Origin of the sequence: Streptomyces sp. CBMA29 (assembly GCF_014596445.1) — a bacterium.
GTDB lineage: Bacteria > Actinomycetota > Actinomycetes > Streptomycetales > Streptomycetaceae > Actinacidiphila.
In genome coordinates this window covers 1-13,866 of record NZ_MECL01000039.1, presented here as the reverse complement: position 1 = coordinate 13,866, position 13,866 = coordinate 1, and the positions used below count along the sequence as shown (strand labels likewise).

The window sequence follows — 13,866 nt, the reverse complement described above, 5'->3', positions numbered from 1 at the left end:
GCCGCCCCCGAGGCGTTCCTCGCGGGTGCCCGGGGCCGTGGCCGCGCCACGGACCCCGGGCACATGCATGCCCACGGAACGGCCTCCCGCATCACCGCGAGCGGATCAGCGGGCGAACATCACACTCCGTCGGGGACGAAGTCGATCCGCTCCTGGACGATCGGATACCCCGCCTTCGCGAAATTCCGCGCCATCGGGACATTCGTCCGGTCGGTGGCCGCCGCGATCTTGGCCGCGCCGCGGTCGACCAGGTCGTGGGTGCACTCGACCAGCAGGTCGTACGAGTAACCGCGCCCGCGCTGCTCGGGCACCACGGCGATGAAGCCGACGCACGGGCCGCCCGGATTGTGGGCGGGCACGTGCAGTCCGGCCACCTCGCCGTCCGGGGTGTACGCCACCCGCCGCCAGTCGGCGGGCGAGGGGAACCAGTCGAAGAAGCCGATGGCCTCGTCGAGGGCGGCCTCCAGGCCCTGTTCGGCGATCATCCGGCGGTCGTGGGCGTCGAGCGTGCCCTCCATGACGCGGGCCATGACGGCCCGGAAGGCGGCGTCGTCCGGCTCGGGCCGGTACTCAAGACGCCCGGTGCGCGGCGGCAGCGGGCAGTCCGCCGTCCACTCGTAGCGGTACCGTTCGACCAACTCGCGCAGCCCCGCCGCCTCGACGGCCGCCGCGCGGCTCCGCGCCGCCGCCGTCACGTCGGGGCGCTCGCGCCAGTCGGGCGGCAGCAGCAGGCTGTACTCGGTGGTCAGCGGCGCGGCGCGGAGCAGTTCGGCGGCGGCCTCCGCTTCGCCCTCGGCGAAGTCGAACCAGTCCAGGGCCAGCGGCTCGCTGTCCTCGGGCTTGGCCCACCACGCGGCCCGCGCGACGACCTTCGCGCCGCGCAGCGCGACCCACGACCACTCGGGCCGGTACTCGCCGCCCGCGTCGAGGGTCGCGAAGGACTGGCCGAGCAGGGCGCGGCCGACGAACGCGTCGCCGCTGCCGGTGCGCGTGCCGGATTCCGTCTCGGCAAGGGAGTTGAACAGGGCGGACTCGCCCGCGACGAGCGGGCGGAACATCAGATCGGACATGATGAAGCGATTCCTTCGGGAGTTCAACGGAGCGCTCCCGGGACCATCTCCCCGTGGATCTACGGACGCCCTGCGGAGGGGCGGGAGCGCGGCACAGTGATGTACGTCATCGCTCTCGCCTCCTTCCTCGTCCGGTCATGGGCGTGATCAGCACCCTAGGCGGGCGGCGGCCGACAAGGCCACCGGTTTTACGCGGCGGCCTTGTCGGGACGTCGACGCGGGTGCGCGGGAGCGGGCGTGGGCGGCTCGCCCCTGCCCTGCGGGCTTCACCCCTGCGTGCTCACCCCTCCGGGGTCAGCAGGGCCACAGGGCTGCGGCCCAGCAACTCGGCCAGCGGGGCCGCGCCTTCGTACGTTCCGCCGCCCAGGCGGTCGTGCCAGCGGCCCGGGGGGAGCGGCAGCGCCGCCTCGCGCCAGCCGCCCGCCGCGGTGAGGCGGGCGGAGAGCCGGGTGACGACGGTGAGGGCGGAGCCGCCGCGCAGGAAGGCGAGGCAGTGGTCACCGGCCGGTCCCCGCGCGACGAGGGGGATGTACGAGGCGGTGGGCCCGTACCACTCGGGGCGGTCGCGCCGCAGCCGGAGCGCCACGGCGGTCAGACGCAGCTTGGCCTCGTCGAAGGAGTCCGGCGCGGCGCCGTCCAGCAGGCGGTCCAGAATGCGGTCGACGCCGAACCGCTGGGTGCCGCCGACCGGCCCGTTCATCGGGCCGCGGTTGTCCGGGTCGACCAGGGTGTACACCGGGAATTCGGTGTTCTGGTAGACGTCGGGCACCCCCGGCATCGTCAGGTGCAGCAGCGCCGCGCCGAGCGCGTTGGCATCGGCGTACGGGGCGAGGAAGTTGACGAATTCGCCGACGTCGTAGACGCCCGCGCCGCACGGGCCCTGCTCGGTGAAGTCGGTGACGGCCTTCTCGTACGCCTCGTCCTGCTCGGTCCACGAGGTGCGCAGGCCCGCCTCGCGGACCGCCTTGAGCGCGGCGGGCACCAGTCGGCCGGGGTGGCAGAAGCCGAGGCCGACGCCGGTCTGGAAGACGGTGTACGCGGTGTGCCGGTCGGGCGCGGACGCGTCGTCGGACCGCTCGGCGCGGACCTCGCGGCCTCCCATCCACTCCCGCCAGGCGTCGGGGACTTCGGACAGGACGGCCAGCCGCAGCCGCAGGTCGGCGCTGCGCTTGGTGTCGTGCGTGGACAGGACGGTGCCGGTGCCGGGGTGGTCGCGCTGGATCCGCGCGCAATAGGCGTGGAATTCCTCCGGGGCCGCCGCCGGATGCGCGGGGCTGCGGCCGACCTCGCACAGCGACAGCAGCGGCGAGTAGCGGTAGAAGGCGGTGTCCTCGACGGACTTGGCGTGCAGCGCGGAGGCGACCTGAGCGAAGCGGACGGCGAAGTCGTCGGCGTCCTCACCGGGCACCGTCGCGCCCTCGGCCGGGCGGCCGAGTGCCAGGTCGCGCAGCAGGCCGATCGCCGGGGCGAGCCGCCGGTCCGCGGCCTCCGCCGCACCGGAGGCGGCCTCGGTCACCATCATGGTGTCGCCGGACGTCGCCGGGGTGCCAGGGCGCACGTACGGGCGGTAGACCGGGATACGGACCAGCAGCTCGCGCAGCGCCTCTTCCAGCACGGCCGTCGCATAGGGCGCCGTGTAAGGGTCGGTGTCCTGGTGCTCGGCTGTTACCGGCCGCGCCGCGCCTTCAGCCCCGCCCGGGGCCCCGCCCGGTGCCCCGCCGCCCGTGCCAGGGCGCTGCGCCCGCTGTGCGCTCGCCGCCAGGCGGGAGACCTCCGCGGCGAGGTCGTGGCCGACGATGCGGTGGGCCGCGCTCCGCGCGGTCGGCTCCCACCGGCCGCCGCGGTCGTCCTCCGCGCCGGTGAACTCCCGGTAGAAGTCGGTCACTTCGGCGACGCCCGCCGGGTCGGTGAACAGCCCGTCGATCCGGTCGAGCGCGTCGTATCCGGTGGTGCCCGCGCACGCCCAGTCGGCCGGCAGCGCCTCGTCGCGCTGGAGGATCTTCTCCACCACCGTCCACCGCCCGTCGCTGGCCTCGGCCAGGCGGCGCAGATAGCCCGCCGGGTCGGCGAGGCCGTCCGGGTGGTCGATCCGCAGCCCGTCGGCGACGCCTTCGCGCAGCAGCCGCAGCACGGTCGCGTGGGTGGCCTCGAAGACGTCCTGCCGCTCGACGCGGACCGCGATCAGGTCGGAGATCGTGAAGAAGCGGCGGTAGTTCAGCTCCGTGCGGGCCTGCCGCCAGTACGCCAACTGATACCACTGCGCGTCCACCAGCTCCGGCAGCGGCAGATTCTCCGTGCCCGGCCGCAGCGGGAACCGGTGGTCGTAGTAGCGCAGCACCTCGCCGCCCGCGCGCTTGTCCGAGACCACCGAGAGCTGTCCGAGGACGTCGGGCAGGGGGTCGCCCAGCACGGGCAGCAGCACCTTGCCGCCCAGTGCCGCCCAGTCGATGTCGAACCAGTCGGCGTACGCGGAGCCGGGACCGTCGCGCAGCACCTCCCACAGCGGGCCGTTGAGGTGTTCGGGCGCGGGCACCGCCATGTGGTTGGGGACGATGTCCAGGATCAGCCCGAGGCCGTGCTCGCGGGCGGTGTGCGACAGCGCCCGCAGGCCCTGCTCGCCGCCCAGTTCCTCGCGTACCCGGGAGTGGTCCACCACGTCGTAGCCGTGGGTGGAGCCGGGCACCGCTTCGAGGACGGGCGACAGATGCAGGTGCGAGACGCCGAGCGAGGCCAGGTACGGCACGTGCGCGGCGGTGTCGGCGAAGGTGAAGCCGGGCTGCACCTGCACCCGGTAGGTGGCGGAGGGCGTCACGGGAAGTCCGGTCATGAGGTCTTCTCTACCCCGGATCCGGCCGGGAAGCGGCCGAACGCGCCCGGGTCTCCCCGGACGCCGTCCGTATCGCCGAAATCGGAGCCGTGTGACCGCAGTGACCGCGCGGGTGGGCGCGCCACTACGTGTCGGTGCGCGTTCCTACATCGCCGGGCGCTGGAGCACCACCATGCTGCGGTCGGCCAGTTCCACCCGGTCCCCGGCCCGCACGCGCTGGCCGGTGCCCGGCGGGACGCCCTCGGCCAACCGCGTGTCCACCACGAGCTGCCACTCCATGCCGTGGTTGACCGGGATCACGAACTCCTGCGGTTTCGGGGCCGCGTTGACCATCAGCAGGAACGAGTCGTCGGTGACCGGCTCGCCGCGCGGACCCGGCTCGGAGATCGCGTTGCCGTTGAGGAAGACCGACATCGACCTGGCGTGCGCGGCCTGCCAGTCGCGCTGCGCCATCTCCTGCCCCTCGGGCGTGAACCAGGCGATGTCCGACAGCTCGTCGTGCGTGCCCTCGACCGGCCGTCCGTGGAAGAAGCGGCGCCGCCTGAACACGGCATGGTCGCGCCGCAGCCACACCATCGTGCGCAGGAACTCGTGCAACTGCTGCGCCTCGTCGTTCGGCCCGCCCTCGTCCGGCTTGCCGGGCCAGGACACCCACGCCAGTTCGTTGTCCTGGCAGTAGACGTTGTTGTTGCCCTTCTGGGTGCGGCCGAACTCGTCGCCGTGCGAGATCATCGGCACGCCCTGCGAGAGCATCAGCGTGGCGAGGAAGTTGCGCATCTGCCGCCCGCGCAGCGACCGCACCTTCTCGTCCTCCGTCGGCCCCTCCGCGCCGCAGTTCCACGACCGGTTGAAGCTCTCGCCGTCACGGTTGTTCTCGCCGTTGGCGTCGTTGCGCTTGTCGTTGTACGACACCAGGTCGCGCAGCGTGAAACCGTCGTGGCAGGTGACGAAGTTGACCGAGGCCAGCGGGCGGCGGCCGTCGTCCTGGTAGAGGTCGGAGGAACCGGTCAGCCGGGAGCCGAACTCGGCGAGCGTGGCGCTCTCGCCGCGCCACAGGTCCCGTACCGTGTCGCGGAACTTCCCGTTCCACTCGGTCCACAGGGGCGGGAAGTTGCCCACCTGGTAGCCGCCCTCGCCGACGTCCCACGGCTCGGCGATCAGCTTCACCTGCGAGACCACCGGGTCCTGCTGGACCAGGTCGAAGAACGAGGAGAGCCGGTCCACCTCGTGGAACTGCCGGGCCAGCGTGGCCGCGAGGTCGAAGCGGAAGCCGTCCACGTGCATCTCGGTGACCCAGTACCGCAGGCTGTCCATGATGAGCTGGAGGACGTGCGGACTGCGCATCAGCAGGCTGTTGCCGGTGCCTGTGGTGTCCGTGTAGTACCGCTTGTCGCCGCCGAGCCGGTAGTACGAGGCGTTGTCCAGGCCGCGCAGCGACAGCGTCGGCCCGAGGTGGCTGCCCTCGGCCGTGTGGTTGTAGACCACGTCCAGGATCACCTCGATCCCGGCCCGGTGCAGCGCGCGGACCGCCGTCTTGAACTCCAGCACCTGCTGCCCGCGGTCGCCCAGCGAGCAGTAGGAATGGTGCGGCGCGAAAAAGCCGATGGTGTTGTAACCCCAGTAGTTCGCGAGGCCCGCGTCCACCAGACGGTGGTCCTGGATGAACTGATGCACCGGCATCAGCTCCAGTGTCGTCACCCCGAGTTCCACCAGATGGCCGATCACGGCCGGGTGAGCGAGCGCCGCGTAGGTGCCCCGGATCTCTTCGGGAAGGCCCGGGTGAGTCATCGTCAGGCCCTTGACGTGGGCCTCGTAGATGATGGTCTTGTGATAATCGATCCGCGGAGCGCGGTCGTCGGCCCAGTCGAAGTACGGATTCACCACGACGGACGTCATGGTGTGCGGGGCGGAGTCCAGATCGTTGCGCGAGTCGGGCTGTCCGAAGCGGTAGCCGTAGACCGCCTCGTCCCAGTCGATGCTGCCGCTCATCGCCTTGGCGTACGGGTCGAGGAGCAGCTTCGCGGAGTTGCAGCGGTGGCCGCGGGGCGGGTCGTAGGGCCCGTGCACCCGGAAGCCGTACCGCTGACCAGGCATCACCCCCGGCAGGTAGGCGTGCCGTACGAAGGCGTCCGCCTCGCGCAGCTCGACAGCCGTCTCCGACCCGTCGTCGTGCAGCAGACACAGCTCGATACGGGACGCCACCTCGGAGAAGACGGCGAAGTTGGTGCCCGCGCCGTCGAAGGTGGCACCCAGGGGGTACGACTGACCCGGCCAGACTTGCATCTCGTGACTCTTCCACTCCCGGACCGGGAGAGCGCGGACCGATTCCGCGCACCCGGCCAGATTCGTTGCCGAATTCGTTGTTCGCTACCGAAAGTGCATCTTCCCACCTGGTCCACCCCAGGGTGACAAAGCCACAACAGCCAGCTACCGCAAGGGTGATGAGCTTGTCCGGTAGTAGTCAAGTAGGGTCAACAGGGCTGCGACGCACCCTGCACCGCAGTACCCTTCCTTGATCGTGGACGGGGGTGGGAGGCGGGTGGCGTGGAGACGTCCGGAGGTCTGATGCTCCCGGGTGGTGGAGATCAGGAGGACCGTCAGATCGCGGACGGTGCCGCCGCGGAGGCGGTGCAGAGCGCGGTCACCCTCGCCCAGCCGCTGGAGATCGGAGCGGAGCTGGACTGGGGCGCGGAAGCCTGGTCGGAGGTGCGCACCCGCGCCACCCGCGCCGGGCGGGCCTACGTATGGCTGAACCTCGTGGAACAGCGCCTGCGCGCCGTCGTCAACGCGGTGCTGCGTCCGATCTACGAGCCCGTGCACGGCGAGGAGTGGGTGGTCGCCGCGGCGGGCCCGGCCGGGCACGAATGGGTGCAACGGGCCGTCGCGGTAAGGGAAGTGAGCCGCCGTAAGGGCTTCCTGCTCGACCCCGCCGACGACAATGTGCTCAGCTTTCTGACGCTGCCGCAGTTGCGCGAACTGGTCGTCCAGCACTGGCCGTGCTTCGAGCCGTACTTCGACGACCGCCGCGACCTCGAACTCGCCCTGGACGAGCTGGAGGTGGCCCGGCACGTCGTCTCGCGCAACCGGGCGCTGTCCAGGACCGTCCTGGACCAGGCCGAGCGGGCCGCCGCCAAGCTGCTGGAGCTGCTGGGCGCGGGACCCGCCCGTACGGCCGCGCAGCGGCTGCCGGTGGACGCCGTCGAGGACCTCGTCGCCGACCGCTACTCCGACGTCATCGGCGTCTACCCGGACCGGGTGCGGCTGCAACGGCAGCTCCCCGTCGAGGACTTGTTCTCCGGCGCGCGCCGGCTCGACGCGATAGGCATCGGCCTCAATCTGCTGGTGCAGAACTACTCGGGACGGCGCCTGGTGCGGCTCGCCGAGTCCGGCTGCCGGATCAGACTGCTCTTCCTCAACCCCGCGAGCAGTACGGTCCGCCGCCGTGAGCGGGAACTGGGCCTGGGGCGCGGTGAGCTGGCCAGGTCGGTCGAGATGAACATCATGCACATGCGCCGGGTGCGGGCCCGGCTGCGGGACCCCGACGCCTTCGAGATCCGGGTCTTCGACGAGACCCCGCGCTTCACCGCCTATCTCGTCGACGGCGACACCGGCGAGGGCCTGGCCGTCGTGCAGTCCTATCTGCGGCGGGCCCGCGGCATGGAGGTGCCGGTGCTGCTGCTGCGCGGCGGGTCCCGGCAGGTGGTCGCCGAGGAAGGGCCCGCGGAACACGGGCTCTTCGAGGTCTACCGCGAGGAGTTCGAGGGCATCTGGACGGATTCCCGTCCCGTGTCGTGACCTCCGGGGGAGGGGCGGGGGCGCACCGGGAAACGGAACCCCGCCGTCCGGCGCTGTCAGTGGTCCGCGCGATGATGGCAGGGCACACGGGGGTTACGGGGAAATGGGTGGGAAGGATGCTCGCCATGGCATGGCATGAGGAGCTGTTGGTCGGGTTCGACCTGGAGACGACGGGGACGGATCCGCGTCAGGCGCGGATCGTGACCGCGGCGGTCACCGAGGTGAAGGACGGGGAGCCGGTACGGCACCGGGCGTGGCTCGCCAATCCCGGCGTCGCCATTCCCGAGGAGACCACCGCCATCCACGGCATAAGCACCGCCCGCGCGGCGGCCGAGGGGCGCCCGGCGCCGGAGGTCGTCGCCGAGATCGCCGACGCCCTGCGGGGGTACTGGGCGGCCGGGGTGCCCGTCGTCGTCTACAACGCGCCCTTCGATCTCACCCTTCTGGACGAGGAGTTGCGGCGGTACGCGCTGCCGCCGCTGGCCGTTCCCGGGGCCCGCCCGGGGCCTGTGCTCGACCCGCTGGTGATGGACCGCGCCCTCGACAAGTACCGGCGCGGCAAGCGCACCCTGGAGGCCGCCTGTGGCGTCTACGGTGTCGTCCTCGACGGGGCCCACGAAGCGGGCGCCGACGCCCTCGCCGCCGTGCGCGTCGCCCGCGCCCTCGCCGCCCGCTACCCCCAGGTCGCCGACGCCGACCTCTGGGACCTCTACGACGAGCAGCGCGGCTGGTACGCCGACTGGGCCGAGGACTTCGCCTCCTGGCTCCGCCGCAAGGGGTCTGCCGACGCCTCCACCATCGACCGCGCCTGGCCGCTGCGCGTCTGGGCCGCCTGACCCCTCCGGGGCGGTCCCCCGACACTCACGGCCCCGCCCCCCACCTCCGGTAAGCCAGGCCCCCGCCGTCTCGCGCATCCGGTGGCCGAACGGGTTCCGCCCAACTGGGCGGCGGGACGCGGGACGGTGGGACGCGGGGCGGTGGGGCCGGGCGTACCGCAGGTGGGTGGCGGGGTCAGAAGGAGTACCAGCGGACGGTGGGGTCGGCGGCTCTCAGGGAAGCGACCCGGCGGCGGAATTCGTTGAGGGCGGCCGGGCTGGCGGGGGCGTGCTGGGCGACCCAGGCGCAACCGGCGGTCTCACGGGCACCGCGCAGGACGGTGATGCCGGGCCACTCGGTGACGTCCCAGCCATAGGCGGCGGTGAAGGCGTCGTACGCCGCCGCGGGCACCCCGTAGCGGTCGCGGCTGAGCGCCTGGACGACGAGGTCGTGCTCGCGCAGGTCGGAGGAGAAGGTCTCCAGGTCGACCAGGACCGGCCCGTCGGGCCCGATGTGCACATTGCGCGGCAGCGCGTCCCCGTGGATCGGCCCGCGCTCCAGGTGCGGTACGAGCTCGGCCGCGGCAGTCGCGAAACCGTCGCGCCGATTGCGCAGATACGCGGCGTCCGCCGGATCGATCGCGTCCCCGGCCAGCCGCAGCCAGCGCTCGACCCCGCCGAGCAGCTCACGCGGCGGCAGCCCGAAGTCCGGCTCGGGCAGGGCGTGTACGAGCAGCAGCAGCGGCGCCACATCGGCGGGCTCCGCCGGCCGCAGCGGATCGGGCAGCCGCTGCCAGTACGTGACCGGATGGCCGTCCACCAGCCGCACCTCGGACTCCGCCGAGCGCACGGCGGGCACATCGTGCTTGGCCAGCCAGTCGGCGGTGCGCACCTCGCGCCGGGCCCGGTCCAGCAGATCGGCGCTGCGGCCGATCTTGATCACCAGACGCCCGGCGGCGTAGACCGCGTTCTCGCCGAAGGCGAGCAGCTCGGCCTCATGATGCCCGGCGGCATCCAGCACCGCCCGCGCCCGCTCCTGCGTGAACACCCTCGTGTCCGCCATGCCGAAACCCGAACCCTTCGCCGAATCGCCCGCAGCCCCGAATCGTCCGCTGTCCCGTACCGCCGCGCCCGCCCGTACGCCCCCGCCGTGTCGCGCGCCGCCCCACCGACGTGCCGCTTTCCGTACCGCATATGCCGACAGCATCGGTCAACGGCGCGGAACTAGGCCAGTGTCGCATCCGCGCGCCCCCTGAACGCGCGTCACCGGCTGAGAATGCGCCGTGAATACGCCCGAACACGTCGGGCGCGGAGCGATGAATCCGGGCTGTCCGGCCGGTCGGTATCCATGAAGGCCCGTCCGGGGGCCAGGTCCAGGAGAGGCGGAGAAGACTGTGACGGCGGCACCCGGCCCGACGGAACCCCTGGTCGTGGACGTGACCGGGCTCCCCGGCGGCGCGCCCGGCACCATCGGCGCGCTCGCCCGGCTGGGGCTGGCCGCGCACAGGACCGGGCATACCGTACGGCTGCGCGGCGCCACCGCGGAACTCCGCGAATTGCTCGAACTCGCCGGGCTAGCGGGGCAGTTCGAGTGGGAGGCCGAAAAGCGGGAATAGGTGCGCGGTGTCGAGGAACGCGTTGATGCCGGTGATCCGGCCGTCGGTGATCTCCAGCACCTGGAGCGCCCACGGGTGGTGGCCGCCCTCCGCGCCGTTCGACCTGTACTGCCCGAAGCCGGGCGATCCGTTCGCCGACACCGGCAGCAGCCGGGAGCCCCGGCACTCGATACCGGTGCCGAGGAACCAGTCGCGTATGTCCTGGTGACCCCGGAGCCACAGCGCGTACGGCGGCATCGACAGCGTGACGTCCTCGTGCAGCAGGGCGGTCAGCGAATCGAGGTCGTAACGCTCGAAGGCGTCCACATAGCGCGCGAGCAGCTTCTCCTGCGCCTCGTCCATCGGCGCCGCCGCGGCGGCCTCGGCGTGGTCGGCCCCGGCCGTGCTCACCCCGGCCTCGCTGAGCGTGGCGCGGGCGCGCTGCAACGCGCTGTTGACGGACGCCACCGTCGTACCGAGCAGTTCCGCGGTCTCGCTGGCCTTCCAGGCCAGCACCTCGCGCAGGATCAGTACGGCCCGCTGCCGGGCGGGCAGGTGCTGGAGGGCGGCGACGAAGGCCAGCTTGATCGTCTCGCGGGAGACCACGACATCGGCCGGGTCGCCGGAGGACGGCAGGGCGCGGACGTCGGGCACCGGCTCGATCCAGACGCTCTCCGGGGAGGCGGCGGGCAGCGTCGCGTCGGCGTGCGACGCGGGGGACAGGTCCATCGGGCGGGCCCGGCGCTTGCCCGCGTTGAGACTGTCCAGGCACACGTTGGTCGCGATGCGGTACAGCCAGGAGCGGAACGAGGCCCGCCCCTCGAAGCCGCGCTGCCCGCGCCACGCGCGGACCAGCGTCTCCTGCACGGCGTCCTCGGCCTCGAACACCGAGCCGAGCATGCGGTAGCAGTAGCCGGTCAGCTCTGCCCGGTGCTCCTCAAGACGGAGCTCCACCTCGTCGGCAGCCAGGGCGGTACCGCTCCCGGCGCTTTCGCTCTCTCTCACGGTCACGCTTTCCACACTAGGCCCGCCCACTGACAACGAGCCCGGAAAAGGGGCCAGGAACACCGCCCGGGACGCGTCGGAACCCCCGTCCCGGGCGGGACGGGGGCTCCGTGACCTGCGGAGAAACGCCGGATCCGAAATTTCCGGGGTAATTTCCCGACCGGCCCAGGCCGGGATCAGACCCGGTCCGGCACCTGGTCCCGGTGCGACTCCTCCGGCAGCGCGGCGACCGGCGGCGGGGCCAGGGTCGACTCGTCGTGCGTCATGTCGGGCAGCCGGTGCATCCAGCGCGGCAGGTACCAGTTGCGCTCGCCGAGCAGGCTCATCACGGCCGGGAGCAGCACCCCGCGGATGACGGTCGCGTCGATCAGCACCGCGAAGGCCAGGCCGACACCCATCTGCTTCATGCTCTGCATGGACAGCGTCCCGAAGATCGCGAACACGGCGACCATGATGACGGCCGCGCTGGTCACGACGCCCGCGGTGGTGGTGATGCCGTGCTCGATCGCGCCGCGGGTGCTCATCCCGCGCACCTTGGCCTCGCGGATCCGGGAGACCACGAACACGTGGTAGTCCATGCTCAGCCCGAACAGGATCACGAAGAGGAACAGCGGCAGCCAGGCCACCACCGCGCCCGTACCGGTGGCGCCCACCAGCGACGCGCCCCAGCCGTGCTGGAAGACCGCGGACAGGATGCCGTAGGCCGCGCCCACCGAGAGCAGATTCAGCACGATCGAGGTCAGCGCGATGGTCAGCGACCTGAAGGACAGCAGCATCAGCAGGAAGGCGAAGACGGTCACGAAGGCGAAGACCGGCAGCACACTGCTGGTGATCTTGGCCGTGAAGTCCATCGACCCGGCCGTCCCGCCGGTCACCGGCGCCTGGAGGCCGTCGATCGTGCCGAGCGTGTCGGGCCGTACGTGGTCACGCAGCGTCCGTACGTTCTCCTCGGCCTTGGCGCGGTCGCTGCCGCCGGCCAGCGGTACGTCGATCTGGGCGACGTTCTGCGCGGCGTGCACGGTCAGGGTGACCGGGCCCCTGCTGGCGCCCGAGGACACGGCCTCGGCGCGGAAGGCGGCGATGGCCTTCTTGACCGCGGGGGCGTTGATGTCGTCGGCCTTGACGACCACATTGGCCTGGTCGGGACCGCCGGGGAACGCCTCGTTGATGTGCTCGTAGGTCTGGATGATCGGCAGCTTGGTGCCCAGTTCCTGCGGCATCGACAGATTCGCGGTCTTCATGCCGAACGCGGGGAGCGCGATGACCAGCAGCGCGCCGCCCGCCATCACCGTGGCGGTCTTGGGATGGCTCAGCACCGGGCCCAGGACGGTCTTCCAGAAGCGGCTGCTGGGGTTGGCCGCGCGCCGGGCGGTGTTCTTCCGGCCGCGGTTCAGGAACGGGATGCGGCCCTTCTCGACCCGGTGGCCTAGCAGCGACAGCAGCGCGGGCAGCACGGTGACCGAGCCGAACATCGCGATGGCGACGACGATCATCGTGGCCAGGCCCATCGCCTTGAAGTCGCCGATGCCGGTGAAGAGCATGCCCGCCATGGCCACGATCACGGTGATGCCGGAGATCAGGATGGCCCGCCCGGAGGTGGCCGCCGCGATCTTGATCGCGGTCTGCCCGTCGTGCCCCGCGGCCCGCTCCTCACGCTCGCGGCGCAGGTAGAACAGGCAGTAGTCGACGCCGACGGCCAGGCCGACCAGCAGCATCACCGAGTTGGCGGTGTCGCTCATCGGGATGATGTGGCTGACCATCGCCACCACACCGCCCGCGGCCATGAACGCCGTCATCGCCAGCGCCACCGGCAGCAGCGCCGCGACCAGCGCGCCGAACGCGATCAGCAGGATGCCCAGTGCCACGGGCACGGCGGAGAACTCGGCGGTCTTGAAGTCGCTTCCGAAGGCGTCGTTGAGCACCTTCCCACCGCTCGCGTCGCCGAATTCCTCGATCCGCAGGTCCGTGTGCCGCGACTGGACCTTCTTCACCGCGTCCATGACCGGCTGCACCTTGTCGGGCGCGTCGTCCGCCAGGCCGAGCATGTCGAAGCGGACCAGCGCCGAACGCTGATCGGCGGAGACGGCCTTGGTGTCATAGGGCGAGGTGACCGCGGTGACCTTGCCCGTGCCCTTGACCGCGGTCATCACGTCGGCGACCGCGGTACGGAAGGCCGGGTCGGTCGCGCGGCCCGAGTCCTTGGCCTGGATCAGCACCATCTCGCCCGCCGCGCTCTTGAGCCCGGCGTTCTCCTTGATCGTGGCGCCCTGGTTAACCTCGCCGGACATCGACTTGTCCTGGTCGAGGTCGACCCGGCCCGCCGACTGTCCGACGAACATCGCCAGGATGACGAAGAGCAGCCACCCGCCCACCGCCGCCCAGCGGTGCCGGGCGCTCCAACCGCCCATAGCCGCCGCGATGCCCATCCTGCTGCCGTGTGCGCCTGAGCGACTCACGGTGTCCCCCTTGAAGGATCGTCATGGGTGGCGGCCTGACCTGGTGATCCGGGGCCGCTCCGTACGCCTATGACGCTATGGGGACTCGGGGTGCCGACCCATCCGGCCTGCTGGTGACTTCCAGGAGGGTGGGCTCCCCCTCAGGGGTGGGGACAACCCCACCATGGCCGGGAAGTTGGCCCTTACACCGACACCAGCCGGCGCGCGGGCCGCAGCGCCTCGTCGTACCGGCGCAGCAGCAGCTCGGCCAGCTCCGGGGCGGCGCCGAGCACCGGCGCGAGCAGGTCGGCGCCCGCCTCCCGC

General features: G+C 71.8%; 9 protein-coding genes. 3 read left to right on the top strand and 6 right to left on the bottom strand.

Annotation, left to right across the window (positions count from 1 at the left end; all coding sequences use genetic code 11):
• Nucleotides 1–119: 119 nt before the first annotated feature.
• The 3 genes from BGM09_RS06160 to glgX form a co-directional block, all read right to left on the bottom strand.
• Nucleotides 120–1,070, bottom strand: a complete 951-nt coding sequence (locus tag BGM09_RS06160; protein WP_188280394.1) for a GNAT family N-acetyltransferase — start codon at nt 1,068–1,070, stop codon at nt 120–122.
• Nucleotides 1,071–1,350: 280 nt separating this feature from the next.
• The gene (locus BGM09_RS06155) at nt 1,351–3,897 is read right to left on the bottom strand and encodes a malto-oligosyltrehalose synthase (protein WP_188280393.1); all 2,547 of its coding nucleotides are present in this window, start codon (nt 3,895–3,897) and stop codon (nt 1,351–1,353) included.
• Nucleotides 3,898–4,041: 144 nt separating this feature from the next.
• Entirely contained in the window at nt 4,042–6,180 is a 2,139-nt protein-coding gene (gene glgX / locus BGM09_RS06150) for a glycogen debranching protein GlgX (RefSeq protein WP_188280392.1), read from the bottom strand.
• A 282-nt stretch (nt 6,181–6,462) separates the two neighbouring features.
• Between glgX and BGM09_RS06145 the strand changes: the two genes are divergently transcribed.
• On the top strand, nt 6,463–7,692 hold the full coding sequence (locus BGM09_RS06145) for an SAV2148 family HEPN domain-containing protein (protein ID WP_188280414.1): 1,230 nt from the start codon (nt 6,463–6,465) through the stop codon (nt 7,690–7,692).
• Nucleotides 7,693–7,817: 125 nt separating this feature from the next.
• Entirely contained in the window at nt 7,818–8,528 is a 711-nt protein-coding gene (locus tag BGM09_RS06140) for a 3'-5' exonuclease (RefSeq protein ID WP_188280391.1), read from the top strand.
• Nucleotides 8,529–8,703: 175 nt separating this feature from the next.
• On the opposite strand, the gene BGM09_RS06135 is transcribed toward BGM09_RS06140, so the two are convergent.
• Nucleotides 8,704–9,570: an aminoglycoside phosphotransferase family protein gene (locus BGM09_RS06135; RefSeq protein WP_188280390.1), complete on the bottom strand. Its 867-nt coding sequence runs from the start codon at nt 9,568–9,570 to the stop codon at nt 8,704–8,706.
• Nucleotides 9,571–9,901: 331 nt separating this feature from the next.
• Here BGM09_RS06135 and BGM09_RS06130 point away from each other — a divergent pair, with 331 nt between their 5' ends.
• The gene (locus BGM09_RS06130; protein ID WP_188280389.1) at nt 9,902–10,123 is read left to right on the top strand and encodes an STAS domain-containing protein; all 222 of its coding nucleotides are present in this window, start codon (nt 9,902–9,904) and stop codon (nt 10,121–10,123) included.
• On the opposite strand, the gene BGM09_RS06125 is transcribed toward BGM09_RS06130, so the two are convergent.
• Both BGM09_RS06125 and BGM09_RS06120 read right to left on the bottom strand, forming a co-directional pair.
• A complete protein-coding gene (locus BGM09_RS06125) occupies nt 10,082–11,107 on the bottom strand; it encodes a sigma-70 family RNA polymerase sigma factor (RefSeq protein ID WP_317452559.1) in 1,026 nt (341 codons plus the stop codon). The two genes, BGM09_RS06130 and BGM09_RS06125, sit on opposite strands and share 42 nt — an antisense overlap.
• Nucleotides 11,108–11,283: 176 nt before the next feature.
• Nucleotides 11,284–13,533 carry an MMPL family transporter gene (locus BGM09_RS06120; protein WP_188280413.1) on the bottom strand — a complete coding sequence of 750 codons (2,250 nt, stop codon included), beginning with the start codon at nt 13,531–13,533 and terminating at the stop codon, nt 11,284–11,286.
• Nucleotides 13,534–13,866 lie beyond the last annotated feature (333 nt).

Bases quoted from the DNA above. Each gene is read 5' to 3' on its own strand.
- BGM09_RS06160 (WP_188280394.1), bottom strand. From the start codon at position 1,070: ATGTCCGATCTGATGTTCCGCCCGCTCGTCGCGGGCGAGTCCGCCCTG.
- BGM09_RS06155 (WP_188280393.1), bottom strand. From the start codon at position 3,897: ATGACCGGACTTCCCGTGACGCCCTCCGCCACCTACCGGGTGCAGGTG.
- glgX (WP_188280392.1), bottom strand. From the start codon at position 6,180: ATGCAAGTCTGGCCGGGTCAGTCGTACCCCCTGGGTGCCACCTTCGAC.
- BGM09_RS06145 (WP_188280414.1), top strand. From the start codon at position 6,463: ATGCTCCCGGGTGGTGGAGATCAGGAGGACCGTCAGATCGCGGACGGT.
- BGM09_RS06140 (WP_188280391.1), top strand. From the start codon at position 7,818: ATGGCATGGCATGAGGAGCTGTTGGTCGGGTTCGACCTGGAGACGACG.
- BGM09_RS06135 (WP_188280390.1), bottom strand. From the start codon at position 9,570: ATGGCGGACACGAGGGTGTTCACGCAGGAGCGGGCGCGGGCGGTGCTG.
- BGM09_RS06120 (WP_188280413.1), bottom strand. From the start codon at position 13,533: ATGGGCATCGCGGCGGCTATGGGCGGTTGGAGCGCCCGGCACCGCTGG.